The 13,293-nt window shown below is 42.4% G+C and carries 11 protein-coding genes and 4 tRNA genes; 3 read left to right on the plus strand and 12 right to left on the minus strand.

Annotation, left to right across the window (positions count from 1 at the left end):
- Position 1: 1 nt before the first annotated feature.
- From hemX to PR834_RS15495, 3 genes are all read left to right on the plus strand, one after another.
- Complete coding sequence (gene hemX, locus PR834_RS15485) at positions 2-1,270, plus strand: uroporphyrinogen-III C-methyltransferase (protein WP_144140426.1); 1,269 nt, start codon at positions 2-4, stop codon at positions 1,268-1,270.
- Positions 1,271-1,272: 2 nt separating this feature from the next.
- Entirely contained in the window at positions 1,273-2,466 is a 1,194-nt protein-coding gene (hemY, locus tag PR834_RS15490; RefSeq protein WP_110591031.1) for a protoheme IX biogenesis protein HemY, read from the plus strand.
- A gap of 319 nt (positions 2,467-2,785) precedes the next feature.
- Positions 2,786-3,025 carry a hypothetical protein gene (locus PR834_RS15495; protein ID WP_262961105.1) on the plus strand — a complete coding sequence of 80 codons (240 nt, stop codon included), beginning with the start codon at positions 2,786-2,788 and terminating at the stop codon, positions 3,023-3,025.
- Between the two features lie 806 nt (positions 3,026-3,831).
- Here PR834_RS15495 and PR834_RS15500 read toward each other — a convergent pair.
- The 12 genes from PR834_RS15500 to rfbA all read right to left on the minus strand — a co-directional run bounded on the left by PR834_RS15500 (position 3,832) and on the right by rfbA (position 13,289).
- Positions 3,832-3,908: transfer RNA gene (locus PR834_RS15500), tRNA-Pro, on the minus strand.
- A 40-nt stretch (positions 3,909-3,948) separates the two neighbouring features.
- A tRNA-Leu gene (locus PR834_RS15505) sits at positions 3,949-4,034 on the minus strand.
- 15 nt (positions 4,035-4,049) lie between these two features.
- Positions 4,050-4,125, minus strand: a tRNA-His gene (locus PR834_RS15510).
- Positions 4,126-4,204: 79 nt separating this feature from the next.
- Positions 4,205-4,281, minus strand: a tRNA-Arg gene (locus PR834_RS15515).
- Between the two features lie 167 nt (positions 4,282-4,448).
- Positions 4,449-5,825: a bifunctional threonine/serine APC transporter ThrP gene (thrP, locus tag PR834_RS15520; RefSeq protein ID WP_262961106.1), complete on the minus strand. Its 1,377-nt coding sequence runs from the start codon at positions 5,823-5,825 to the stop codon at positions 4,449-4,451.
- Between the two features lie 289 nt (positions 5,826-6,114).
- Positions 6,115-6,882, minus strand: coding sequence for a lipopolysaccharide N-acetylmannosaminouronosyltransferase (gene wecG, locus PR834_RS15525; protein WP_036958810.1), 768 nt, complete (start codon positions 6,880-6,882; stop codon positions 6,115-6,117).
- Between the two features lie 9 nt (positions 6,883-6,891).
- A complete protein-coding gene (wzyE, locus tag PR834_RS15530) occupies positions 6,892-8,247 on the minus strand; it encodes an ECA oligosaccharide polymerase (protein WP_094962456.1) in 1,356 nt (451 codons plus the stop codon).
- Complete coding sequence (locus PR834_RS15535) at positions 8,244-9,326, minus strand: TDP-N-acetylfucosamine:lipid II N-acetylfucosaminyltransferase (RefSeq protein ID WP_004906092.1); 1,083 nt, start codon at positions 9,324-9,326, stop codon at positions 8,244-8,246. Before PR834_RS15535 ends, wzyE begins: the two co-directional genes overlap by 4 nt.
- Positions 9,323-10,573, minus strand: coding sequence for a lipid III flippase WzxE (gene wzxE, locus PR834_RS15540; protein WP_165880551.1), 1,251 nt, complete (start codon positions 10,571-10,573; stop codon positions 9,323-9,325). Before wzxE ends, PR834_RS15535 begins: the two co-directional genes overlap by 4 nt.
- The gene (rffA, locus tag PR834_RS15545) at positions 10,573-11,703 is read right to left on the minus strand and encodes a dTDP-4-amino-4,6-dideoxygalactose transaminase (RefSeq protein WP_094962453.1); all 1,131 of its coding nucleotides are present in this window, start codon (positions 11,701-11,703) and stop codon (positions 10,573-10,575) included. Before rffA ends, wzxE begins: the two co-directional genes overlap by 1 nt.
- Positions 11,690-12,430 carry a dTDP-4-amino-4,6-dideoxy-D-galactose acyltransferase gene (gene rffC, locus PR834_RS15550; RefSeq protein WP_164456177.1) on the minus strand — a complete coding sequence of 247 codons (741 nt, stop codon included), beginning with the start codon at positions 12,428-12,430 and terminating at the stop codon, positions 11,690-11,692. Before rffC ends, rffA begins: the two co-directional genes overlap by 14 nt.
- Positions 12,408-13,289 (minus strand): glucose-1-phosphate thymidylyltransferase RfbA, encoded by an 882-nt coding sequence (rfbA, locus tag PR834_RS15555; RefSeq protein ID WP_004906097.1) that lies wholly within the window; start codon positions 13,287-13,289, stop codon positions 12,408-12,410. Before rfbA ends, rffC begins: the two co-directional genes overlap by 23 nt.
- Positions 13,290-13,293: the final 4 nt, after the last annotated feature.

Consider the following 13,293-nt stretch of genomic DNA (forward strand, 5'->3'; position numbering starts at 1 on the left):
TATGACGGAACACGATAAAACAACCGAGACGGTTACCCCAGAAGCTGGTGCAGAACAACAGCACCCAAAAACTAAACCTTCTTCGGAACAAAAACGTTCTGGTCTGATAGGCGGTGTAATTGCTATCGCTATTATCATCGCTATTGGCGGTGGGCTGTACTATTTCACTCAACAAAGTAATGCCACCTTAGTCAATGAAAACAATGAATTAAAACAAAAATTAAGTGATTTAATCGAACAACAAAACTCAGACAGGCAGCGGTTAGATGCATTAGTTGCGGCTAATGCTGAAATAAAAAGCCATTCTCGTGAATATGAAGAGAATCTCAACCGCCGCATGCAAGAGCTGCAAGCGCACGTTACTGCGTTATCTAGCGCTGATGTTAAAAGTTGGCTACTTGCACAAGCTGACTTTATGGTCAAAATGGCGGGAAGAAAGCTGTGGAATGATCGCGACCCAGTAACCGCGGCCGTTTTGCTAAAAAGCGCTGACTCAAGCTTGGCAGAAATGAATGACCCAAGCCTACTCGACATTCGTAAATCAATTAACAGTGATATGGCTAAATTAGCCGCAATCAACCAAGTTGACTATGACGGCATTATTTTACGTTTAAACCAACTAAGCAATGAAGTCGATAACTTACGTTTAGCAGATTTAAACAGTGGAGATGCGAAAGCTGAGGATAACGCTGACATTAGCGATGATATTTCGGATTGGAAACAAAATTTGGCGCGTAGCTGGAAAAGTTTTGCAAATGACTTTGTCACAGTACGAGCTCGTGATGGCTCAGAAGCCCCTCTCCTTGCACCAAATCAAGACATTTACCTACGTGAAAACATTCGCTCTCAGCTATTAATTGCAGCGCAAGCCGTACCACGTTATCAAGAAGCCACCTACAAACAGTCATTAGAGCAGGCATCGACTTGGGTAAGAGCCTATTTTGATACTGAGGCGCCGGAAACCAAAGCATTCCTATCAACCATTGACGACCTAATCAATCAGCCGATTGATATTGACATGCCTGATACCTTGGAAAGCCAAGAAAAGCTAGAAAAAATCATGCAAACACGGGTTCGTAGCTTACTTTCTCAGTCATCCGACAATACAAAAGTTAGCGATGGTGCCGTTGATGCCGCAGCGGATGCGACTGAAGCACCAACAGAAGCCGCAGCAGATGCCGCTGTTCCTGCCACGGATACGCAAAAAGCAGAGTCAGCTGACAATTCACACCCTTCAGAATCAGCAGAGCCTGCTGGCAATAGGGGGTAATTATGATAAAAGTCCTGATCCTATTTATAGTACTTATTGCAGGGATAATCTTAGGCCCATTATTAGCGGGTCACCAAGGTTATGTTTTTATCCGTACAGATAATTATGACATTACGACCAGTGTAACCAGCCTCGTTTTGGGCTTTATCTTGCTCCAGTTTGTGCTGTTATTCCTTGGTTGGTGCTACCGCCGCTTTATCAGCACGACATCACGTACCCGAGGTTGGGTAAGTGGTCGTAAATACCACAAAGCGCATACCCAAACACAAAAAGCGCTACTGAAATTAGCAGAAGGTGATTTCGAGCAAGTTGAAAAATTAATGAGCAAACATGCTGATTTTTCTCAACAACCGGTCATTAACTACCTCATGGCAGCCGAAGCTGCTCAACAGCGTGGTGATGAATATCGCACTCACCAATACTTGGATAGAGCCGCCGAAGCCGCAGGAAGTGACCAGCTTCCTGTTGATATCAGCCGTGTCCGTATCCAATTAGCGGAAGGAGAAGTCCATGCTGCTCGCAATGGTATTGATAAACTTCTCGACAAAGCCCCAAGACACCCTGAAGTATTGCGTCTTGCGGAACAAGCTTATTTACGTTCGGGCGCCTATCAGTCACTGATTGAATTACTTCCTGTTATGGCTAAAGTACAGTTACACAATGAAGATGAGCTCGATGCATTGAAATTAAAGGCTTACAAAGGGTTGATGAACCAATATATGGCTGAAGGGGGTAGTGATGGGCTAAAAGCTTGGTGGAAAGCACAACCTCGCCGAGTTCGTCATGAAACCGCATTGCAAGCTTTCTTAGCAGAACATTTAATTGAATGTGGCGATACTGCAAGTGCAGAAAAAATGATTATTGATGGTTTAAAACAGCAATATGATGAACGCTTACTCCTGCTAGTGCCAAAACTGAATAGTGAACGCCCTGAAGTTATCGAAAAAACCCTTTTACATCTGCAAAAGCAAAACGGTGCCACCCCGTTACTCAACAGTACATTAGGTGTTTTATCGCTACAGCATGCCCAATGGGACAAAGCAGAGACCTACTTTAAGGCCGCTTTAGCACAACGTTTTGATGTTCAGGATGCATCATGGTTAGCCGATGCGTTTGACAGGCAACATAAATCTAGTGATGCGGCAAAAATTCGCCAAGATGCATTAAACCATTCATTAAAACAAGAACGAAACTAATATTCTTGCTTATCCTTTTCTAAAAACTCCACACCTTTTAGTGGAGTTTTTTTATTCATAAACTTAACTGCCACTAAGCCTAGCTTCCCCAATCAAAACGCAGAAAAGAATTTAAATACATTGCGTTAGTCGTATTAAATCATCGGAAAAGGAGAATATGAGGTTTATGATTAGTAACATTACAGATCAATAACTCAATGTTTAACCAATAATCGTTATTTAAGGATCAGCAAAACACACTTGGCTATGTTATAAAATAAACACATAGTGTATAAAGCTTTATATACATCTTTGCTTTGAATGAATTAGGGATATCGATATGAATGTAATTAAAACTATTTGGCGCTGGATTATTGCAACCCCAAACCGTTTACAAATATTCTTTGATCTTCTGCTGTTAGTATTATCACCTTTTGTTTTTATTATGATTATTGGTTTTAATACCGAAGATCTTAGTAAAGACATTTTCATTATTACATTCATTATCCTCTGCTATACCTATATTACTCGCTGGTTCAGTAAATGGTTTAGTAAATGGTTTAGTAAAGGTAGAAGCTAATACCTATCTTATTTTCAGCCTCTTAGTCATTTTCTAAGGGGCTTGGCTTTTTACATAAACAAAAAAAACACCTGCACAAGGCAGGTGTAAAATACAATCAGGTCTACAGACGGATGGTGCCTCACTCAACGTTTCGCCCGTTCGTTGATGGTAAGAGGATGAGCTCTTGATCATCTAAGTTGGACAATAGGCACCGATAATCGGCTTTGCGTCATCTCTGGGTTTATGAAGCTTCGCTGTCATAAGAAGTGAGATGAGCATCTACATATAAAATAATGCACAATGCATGCCAACTTTTTAAAACGAAGTTTTTTTAAGCTTACTCTTTTGGCTTAGCTCTCATCTCTCGGTTTTACACATAATTTTCCTTCTTGGAAAGAAATCCCCCTAACATTAAAGAATTCACTAATGTGGTGCCTGTATCTTATCTTGCTATTTTGTCGCAGTTTAGAGACAGCATAAAACAGTTATTTATATTCCCTTATAAATCAACAAGTAAAATGTCTCCTTTTGGCGACACCAATATAATGAATTGTATCTATTTTACGACACAGGCTAGTTAACCTGCTAAATTACAAATAAAAACAAGCAATTAACCATAGCCAATCATTATTGAAGAAACAGCACTAAGTAGACTTTAAACAATTCAGGTTATAGCTAGGCGGTAAGTGAAGATATACCGATGAATATACACAAATATGTGATTCTAGGAGACTAACGCAGACAACAATGCGATGGGTTGAAGTGTGATGATTATAAAGCATAAAAAGCAAAAAACCCGTCGGTTAAGACGGGTTTCTTTAAATTGGTCGGCGAGAGAGGATTCGAACCTCCGACCCACTGGTCCCAAACCAGTTGCGCTACCAAGCTGCGCTACTCGCCGAAATTTTGTAGTACTTATTAATACCTATTACATTTCTTCGTGGTGCGAAAGGGGGGACTTGAACCCCCACGTCCATAGGACACTAACACCTGAAGCTAGCGCGTCTACCAATTCCGCCACCCTCGCAATGTCACAAAAAAATGGGGTGGCTAATGGGACTCGAACCCACGACAACTGGAATCACAATCCAGGGCTCTACCAACTGAGCTATAGCCACCATAACTTCACTTTTTTCAAAGCGTTGCTATATTACTACATACAACGTCATTTTGCCAACCGTAGCGAAGCGCTAAATTTGGTGCGCCCGACAGGATTCGAACCTGAGACCTCTGCCTCCGGAGGGCAGCGCTCTATCCAGCTGAGCTACGGGCGCTTAACGCCGTTGCGGGAGAGGATAGTACGGATTTATCCTCCCGCTGTCTAGTCCTTTTTGAAATAAAAATATCGATTGCTTGCCTTTTATCCATTTCGCTGAGAAAGAGAGCATATTTACCCTCTTTTTCACTATACGACTAATAAAAATCCGTCGAAGCACTACCACTAAACTTTTGCATTGCGGCTATTGAACTGGCGAATAATGAAATAGAGCAGTGAAACGCCCCCTAAAAAGATGGCGCCAACGATTAAAGATAAACGGGTATCTGGGTTAATCGCCATCCCAACCAATACGCAGGCTAAAAATAATAAGGTCGCATAGTTAACCCATGGAAAAAGGATCGATTTGAAAGGATGCCCAATAAGCTTTTCTTTGTTTTGTTGGCGAAAACGGATTTGGCTGGTCAATAGCACTAACCAAGGCACCATACCTGGTAACACACTCGCACTATAGACATACACAAAGACTTTTTCTGGATTCGGTATGATGTAATTCAAGCTAGAACCCGCCACTAAACAGAGAATAGTAAAGCCAACGCAACGTGCTGGTACGCCATTTTTCGTTAATTTCAATAATGACTTAGGTAATTGCTTATTTTGCGCTAAGGCATATAGCATTCGCCCACCACTATACATGCCACTATTGCAACCAGATAACGCCGCAGTTAACACCACAAAGTTAATTACAGCGGCTGCGGACACAATCCCCACTTTCGCAAACGTAAGAACAAATGGGCTACCTTGTGAACCCACTTCCGTCCACGGAAAGAGTGTCACAACAATAAAAATAGCACCCACATAAAAAATTAATATGCGCCATAAAATATTATTGATCGCTTTTTTTAATGTAACTTGAGGATTTTTCGCTTCACCTGCCGTGATCCCAACTAATTCAACCCCTTGATAAGAGGCCACAACGATACACAACGCAAATAAGAAACCTTTCCAACCCCCTGCAAAGAAACCACCATGCTCAGTGAGATTTGCTAGCCCAATCGGTTCAAAATTATTACCAAGGCCAAAAAAAATCAGCCCTAAGCCAATTAAAATCATCACTACAATCGTGGTCACTTTGATCATGGCAAACCAGAACTCAAGCTCTCCATACAGCCGAACAGCAGCTAGGTTAGCTAATGCGACTAATACCACGGCAATAATGGCAAAAATCCATTGAGGCACGTCAGGGAACCAATATTCAGCATATACGCCAATGGCAGTGATCTCTGAGATACCAACGGCCACCCACATAAACCAGTAGCCCCACGCAGTGAGACATCCCCAAAACGGACTTAAGTATTTATAACCAAACGAAGCAAAAGAACCGGTTACAGGCTCAAGAAATAGCATTTCCCCCATTGAACGCATAATGAAGAAAACAAAAATTCCTGCGATAATATAAGCCAGTAAGACAGAAGGCCCAGCCCATTTTAGTGTACTGGCCGACCCCATAAATAACCCAACGCCAATAGTCCCACCGAGCGCAATCAGCTCGATATGCCGTGCTTCTAACCCACGTTGAAGCCCTTGCTGTGGATTTCCCATACATACCCCTGTCAAAATTAGATATTTAAAATGCAGTTTTAATTGAAACTCAGTTAGTAATAATCACTGCAATTATTTGAAAAGCATCAATTAGGCGATTAAAAAAATGCCATAGCCGCAAGATTAAGCACAAACTGGTGCGAATATGATTATTTTTGAGGGATTATAGAAATATTTGAAGAAAGAGACCAGTCATTCGGAGAATTCAGACCGCAAGCAAGGGATTAGGCCTACTTGCGGCCAGTAAAATACATCGATAATAACGATAAAAATCAAATCACTATAAAAATTAAAGCTTACCGCCGTAATAGTAACCTAAAAATTTCAGTAATTTAAACTGGCGAGTAATACGGGAAGGCTGAGATAGTAAGCGATACAACCATTCCAACCCTAAGTTTTGCCAAACTTTCGGTGCACGTTTTACATGCCCTGTAAACACATCATAAGTCCCCCCAACGCCCATATATAAGGCATCTGGGTACACACTTCGGCAATCTCGCATAAAAATTTCTTGTTTCGGGGACCCCATCGCAACAGTGACAATTTTTGCACCACTTGCACGAATGCGTTCGAACAATGCACTTCGCTCTTCAGCAGTAAAATAGCCGTTTTGCGAACCTACAATGTTCACATTCCACTGCGAGCGTAGCTTGCTTTCAGTTTGCTCTAGAATTTCTGGTTTGCCACCCACTAGGAAAACTGGCGTACCTTCTTTACCGGCCCGTTCCATTAACCCTTCCCACAAGTCAGCACCAGCCACGCGGGAAACTTCAGCTTGGGGGTATTTACGACGAATAGCACGGACAATACTAATTCCGTCAGCATATAAATATTCGGCTTGGCCTAGTAACGTATTTAAAGCCGTATCTTGTTCAGCGATCATCACTTTTTCTGCATTAATCGCAACGAGCGTTCCCGTTTTCGTTTCCCCACCAGCAAATAAGTAGTCTAAAAAATGGGCCATATTTTTAAAGCCCCAAATATTATGACCACGAATACTATATTGTGGAATAGATGGCTGTGTAACGGATGAAGACTGAGTTGATGACGATTCCATGATACTCCTTTAGCGGCTTTCACGCTGTTGGCTTCTTAAAAAAGAAGCTGTTTTTGTGCGAATAAGCCCTGCACTTTCAAATAACCAATACAGTAATTTTGCTAACACCAGACACAGTCCGAATATTAAGCAGAAGAAAACCACCCGTGAGACGAAAGAATCCACGCCTTCACGCGCTAAAACAATAATGTTAAAAATGGCACCAAAACAAAATGCCTGCATAATGGCAGCCTTATAGCGATTCGGTTCTTTCAGGCTCATGCCATAGATCCAATCAAACCATTTGATGATAAGCCCCACAACTATGGCTCCGAGTGGTATAAAAATCACCCCACCCATCACCACCAATGAACCAATCAGTGTTGGGGAAATTGCCAGTCCAGAATGGTTGTTTAGTACTTCCCACGTAAAATAGTTGGCGGAATTCAATACCGTATCTGGGCGTTCTGGCCAAACCCAAGAAGGAATAAAAACATAAAAGTCACGGATAATCGGCGCTAGGCCTTGAAAGTCCATCTCATCATAGTGGCTTAGCAGTAATGCTAAGTTTTCCCACGGGGAGAATGTGTCCCGTGTTAAATACAAGAAAGTGTAATACGCTTCGGCACCACTGACATCTAGCCCATAGCGCTTTAAGGCTAACCAGAACATACCTACAATACTTGCGACCCCGGCTGCAGCTAGCATCCACAGCGTAATCCAACCCCTGACAATCCCAATAAATAAGAATAGTGCGAAAGCAATAATAATGTTCGCTCTGGTTCCTCCAACGATAACATAGGTCAAGAAACCAAATGCAACGGTACTAACGAGGAAGAAAATCCAACGTTTCTGTGTCGGTCGCAAGAAATAAACAATCAACATTGCCGGTATGAAGAAATAGAAAAAGCGTTTTAATGCCACGCCAGAAACTTGGCTGGAGAAAATTTGGCTATAGGATTTTAGCTTAAACAGCAAAAAACCGTTCTGCATGAAAAATATACCTACTGTCACGACTGCAATCAGTATCAATAACAGACAGGTTAGATTCGTTTCCACTTTGTTCATGCTAAACAACGCACGCCGTGGTGCGTCTGGTTGCCTAGAAAGCCGTGTTTTATAAGCAACATAATAAATCGCATAAAAACTGGTAGCCGCTAGTTGGGCGTAAAGTAAGTAATCCGCTTTCACAACCGCAACATCAAATTGGAACACTAACGCACAAGTTAATGGAAAACCAAAGTAAAACGTCAATAAATACAGCATTGAAAAGAAAATATTGAAGTTAAACCGAGCACGTAAAAACTCTTTGTACAACAAAGTACCAATAAAAATAATTGATATCAGGTAGACCAGTGCTAAGCCACCTAACTCCGTCAGTGTCATGCTCGCTCCTCCACGGCACTGAGAACGGCTTTCCAGCCTTCAGTAAAGTTAGGAGCAAAAAATTCGATATGCTGTTTATCTAATAAGCTCATTTGGCGCTGAGCTTCATCCACTAGTGGTATCGTCAGGTTGTCACCATAGAAAAATACAGGGACATTTTGAGCAGTTAGATCCTGCCAAAATGTATTTTGACGGCTGATCACAAAAGGAATACCAAATTGAATTAGCAAACAAACCGTACCAACACCTTGCTGGCGATTAAAAATAAAATAGCCAAGATCACAGGATTTGAGCAAATTAAGGTACTCGCTAAACTCCATGCGCTCTTTCAGAATTTCTACTTGCCCTGAAGTAAACTCACTATTTGCAGCCTGTTCGACTTGTTCAATATAGCCTTGGTTATTTGCAGGATAGCCCATTGGGACAATAACCTTAACCTCATCACCAAATTGCTGTTTAATCGCACTCAGCGCCTCTACATGACGATTAGAACGGTCACCTGAGTTACCCAACAAAATAGTCAGTTGAGAACCTTCACGTGCCTTAGGCTCGCTAATTGTCAATGCGGGGTCCATTCGTGTTGGAAAATACAACACAGTGGCAGGCACTTTAGGGTTCGACTGGTGGAAATAGCACAAATCGCCACGTGTTGCACACACATGCCCTACTTTTTTCTGCGCTAAACGACGCAAAATATAGAATAACTTAAATTTTAGAGAGCTAGATTCTTCATAGAGGTCAGCTCCCCATATATGCCACCAAAACTGATGGGATTTGATTTGACCAAATAATAGCGCTAACCAAATAGGGGCGTTGAATTGCCCATGAAAGAAAAAGCGAGTACGGCGGTCTGCCTTGGCACGCTGTATAACACTATTAGCAATGGCCTGTTTATTCGCAAAAACATCTATTTTTAGCTGAGGATAAGCGTCAGCAAGCTGCGCATCATCGCTTACCACCATAAAATGCGGCGTTGATGACGAAGCCATTTCTTGGCAAATGACGTCATTAAAAAACGTCAGTACCGTCTGGTTGTGGTGTGGGAGATTCGATCCCAGTACATGTATTAAGGTTGTCATGCTCGCCTACGGTAAATCAAAAATACGCAACAACATAAGGTAAAATAGACAATATAAGTGGCCATATAAGCCTGAGTTGCACCTACTGCACCATGTTCAGGGATAAGCCAATGGGCAAAGCCCGTTAATAATAAAAATTGACTCACTTCAGTGAGGACATAAAAACGCAATGCGGCTTTGGCAATGACCAAATAGCCAAATACGTACGCCCCCACTTTCAATACATCACCGACTAGCTGCCATGCAAACAGGTCTCTCATCCCTGTAAATTCTTTTGAGAACAGCAACCAAATCGCGAAATCACGTAGTAACCAAACTGTAAAACTCACAACGGCAACAGCAGGTAAAACAAACTTCAATGCTTTAACAATTTCTGCTGTGATTTCATTTTTATGCTGCAAACGCGATAACGTCGGCAATAAATACACTGAAAATGTCGCGGTAATAAACTGCAAATAGGCATCTGAAATGGTGGTCACACCGGTCCATAACCCCACTTCATCCCAGCTATAGGTTTGGGCAAGTAAGTTTCGCATCATGATATAAGCGACTGGCAGTGTGACTGCCGTTAGCATCGCCATGACCGTAAATTTGCCTAAATTAGTCGCAATCGCTTTGTCCCATGCTGGCTTCAATGACGATAACGCAAACTGCTTGCGTTTAATTATCATCCCAGCCGCAGGCAATACCACAAGTGCAGGAACTAATGCTAACCCCGCTAGTGCACCTTCATACCCGCCCACTAGATAGCATAAATAATAAGCAATTACACCAATTACGCTACCTAAAATAATGGCTAATGCGTTTGCTGATGCGTCTCGGTAGCCCTTCAAAATAGCCAGAAAATAGTTCGCATACGCGATACCCATTTGAATTAAGGCGACTATTTGAATAACTGAGCTGTATTTTTCACTATCAAATAACGCCACGCTAATTGGCGCACTGCAAAGTAAAAAGATAAGCGCAAGTAGCGCTGAAAATCCTAAAATAATCGTCGATGAAGTTCCCAGAACCGCACGTAATTTTTGTGGGTCTTGGTGGTGCTCTGCAACATATTTTGTGACACCATTGAAAATCCCTGCACCAGATAACACCCCTAGTACAGTAATCAATTGGCGGAAGTTACCCGCCAGCCCCACACCGCTGGGCCCAAATGAGACTGCAAACAACTTAACGATTAACAGGCCTACCCCGATTTTAATCAGGGTAGAGCCAGCAGTCCAAACCGATGCTTTAGCAAGAGACATTAGGCAAAGAACGCTTTGATTCGCTCAATGACCGTCTGCTGTTCGTCATCAGTCATGTTGTAGAACATCGGTAAACGCACTAAGCGATCACTTTCTGATGTTGTATATTTATCTTCACCATGGAAACGGCCAAACTCAATACCTGCCGGGCTAGTGTGTAATGCAACGTAGTGGAATACCGTCAAAATGCCATGAGATTTCATGTAATCATTGAATTCGGTACGCTCTTCGATATCTTTAAGTTTGATGTAGAACATATGGGCATTATGTTTTAAGCCTTCTGGCACAGTTGCTAGGACTAAACGTCCCGCATCAACCAATGGCTGCAACGCTTCATCATACCGTTTCCATAGTAGTAAACGGCGCTCATTAATTTTGTCGGCTTCTTCTAACTGTGCCCATAAGTAAGCCGCTTGCAAATCAGACAACAAGTAGCTTGAGCCGATATCACGCCATGTGTATTTATCGACTTGACCACGGAAAAATTGGCTACGGTTCGTTCCTTTTTCACGGATCACTTCAGCACGGCTAATCAAGTCTTTATCATTGATAAGCGTTGCCCCACCTTCACCGCCTGAAGAATAGTTTTTAGTTTCATGGAAGCTATAACAGCCAATGTGGCCGATAGTCCCCAGTGCTTTGCCTTTATACGTCGACATCACACCTTGTGCCGCATCTTCAATCACGAATAAATCGTGTTTTTTCGCGATAGCCATAATGGTGTCCATCTCGCAAGCAACACCTGCATAATGGACTGGAACGATGGCACGCGTACGTTCAGTGATTGCGGCTTCAATTTTAGTTTCATCGATATTCATGGTATCCGGACGGATATCAACAAACACGATTTTAGCGCCACGTAATACAAATGCGTTAGAGGTTGATACAAAAGTAAAGCTTGGCATGATGATTTCATCACCCGGCTTAGTATCAATCAGGATCGCCGCCATTTCTAATGAGGCCGTACAAGATGGCGTTAACTGCACTTTCGGGCAATTAAACCGTTTTTCCATCCATTCTTCACAACGTTTCGTGAAGCCACCGTCACCACACAGTTTGCCACTTTCCATGGCTTGTCTCATATACTCTAATTCAGTACCTACAACTGGTGGTTTATTAAATGGAATCATGTTGTCCCCTGTATAACCAATAAGCGGTACTGGCAATTGCTGCACCGCTACGTGAATAAAGATTTAATGCCGCAACATTACTGATTTGCGTGGCCACATTTAACTGTGTTTTTTGGTGTTCCACACACCAATTAAATGCTGCAGACATCAACTTACGCCCTACACCTTGCCCCTTCGCTTCTGGCATTTTCGCTAGTAGGCCAACCCGTGCTGTTTCTGCATCAAGATGCCGTAAACTCACAAAGCCCAATATCGCACCAGACGCGTCTTTAACTAGTAAACAAGTGTGATCAAACGTACCAAGTACTGATTTTTCTATCCACAACGCATAAAACTGACCGCTATCACCATCACGATACCAAGGTGCTCTAAAGCGGCTTTTGCTAAAGACAGACTCAGCGGCTTGCCGTAAAGTAGGAATATCATCCACTTGTGCGACAACAATGTGATCTTCCGCTGTTAAACCTGCCTTTAAATAAGCATTTTCTGTGCCAATAGTAAGAGCGAAATCGATTTCACCTTCAACAAATGAAAAACCCATACCAGCCAAATCATCAATCAGCTGCGTTTCAGACGCGGCGACTTTTGCTTGCACGATATCGTATTCATTTATTTGATAAGCAAGGAGGGTCTCGAGATTATCCCCCGTAAAATTCAACTTTGCCGTTGAGCGATGAAAAAATTCGCTCTCCCATGGCAGGCTCTCAATACTGGCGCGGACGGACACGTAATAAATCCTCTAAGTATTGCCCATAACCTGTTTTTTTCAGCTGTTGTGCTGAAAAAGCGACTTGCTCGTCTGTCAGCCAGCCGTTACGCCATGCTATTTCTTCTAAACAAGCAACTTTGAAGCCTTGGCGTTTTTCAACGGTTTGTACAAAAGTACCTGCCTCAATGAGGCTATCGTGGGTACCTGTATCTAACCAAGCAAAACCACGACCGAGCAATTCAACGTTTAATTCGCCACGTTCTAAGTACATTTGGTTAATTGACGTGATTTCTAACTCACCTCGTTCAGAAGGCTTAACTTGTTTTGCAAATTCAACTACTTGTGAGTCATAGAAATACAGCCCTGTCACCGCCCAATTCGATTTAGGTTTAACCGGCTTTTCTTCAATCGACAGTGCTTTAAAATTATCGTCAAATTCCACGACACCAAAACGCTCAGGATCCATCACTTGGTAACCAAAAACCGTTGCGCCATTTACTCGTTTAGCAACAGATTTTAATTTTGGGCTAAATGAATGGCCGAAAAAGATATTGTCGCCCAATACTAAACAGCACGAATCACCGTTAATGAACTCTTCACCAATGATAAACGCTTGCGCAAGGCCGTCTGGTGATGGCTGTTCTGCATAGCTCAGCTCAATCCCAAACTCATGACCATCCCCTAATAAACGCTTAAACATCGGCAAGTCGTCAGGGGTAGAGATAATTAAAATCTCACGAACTCCCGCCAACATCAGGACTGAAAGCGGGTAGTAAATCATCGGCTTATCGTAGATAGGCAATAACTGTTTAGAAATACCGCGAGTGATAGGATGCAAACGCGTCCCCGACCCTCCAGCTAATATAATACCTTTCATACTG

The sequence above is a fragment of the Providencia sp. PROV182 genome (assembly GCF_028480325.1).
Classification (GTDB): Bacteria; Pseudomonadota; Gammaproteobacteria; order Enterobacterales; family Enterobacteriaceae; genus Providencia; species Providencia hangzhouensis.

What these genes read in the sequence shown, in the direction of transcription:
- hemX (WP_144140426.1), top strand. Translation starts at nt 2, where the DNA reads ATGACGGAACACGATAAAACAACCGAGACGGTTACCCCAGAAGCTGGT.
- hemY (WP_110591031.1), top strand. Translation starts at nt 1,273, where the DNA reads ATGATAAAAGTCCTGATCCTATTTATAGTACTTATTGCAGGGATAATC.
- PR834_RS15495 (WP_262961105.1), top strand. Translation starts at nt 2,786, where the DNA reads ATGAATGTAATTAAAACTATTTGGCGCTGGATTATTGCAACCCCAAAC.
- thrP (WP_262961106.1), bottom strand. Translation starts at nt 5,825, where the DNA reads ATGGGAAATCCACAGCAAGGGCTTCAACGTGGGTTAGAAGCACGGCAT.
- wecG (WP_036958810.1), bottom strand. Translation starts at nt 6,882, where the DNA reads ATGGAATCGTCATCAACTCAGTCTTCATCCGTTACACAGCCATCTATT.
- wzyE (WP_094962456.1), bottom strand. Translation starts at nt 8,247, where the DNA reads ATGACACTGACGGAGTTAGGTGGCTTAGCACTGGTCTACCTGATATCA.
- PR834_RS15535 (WP_004906092.1), bottom strand. Translation starts at nt 9,326, where the DNA reads ATGACAACCTTAATACATGTACTGGGATCGAATCTCCCACACCACAAC.
- wzxE (WP_165880551.1), bottom strand. Translation starts at nt 10,573, where the DNA reads ATGTCTCTTGCTAAAGCATCGGTTTGGACTGCTGGCTCTACCCTGATT.
- rffA (WP_094962453.1), bottom strand. Translation starts at nt 11,703, where the DNA reads ATGATTCCATTTAATAAACCACCAGTTGTAGGTACTGAATTAGAGTAT.
- rfbA (WP_004906097.1), bottom strand. Translation starts at nt 13,289, where the DNA reads ATGAAAGGTATTATATTAGCTGGAGGGTCGGGGACGCGTTTGCATCCT.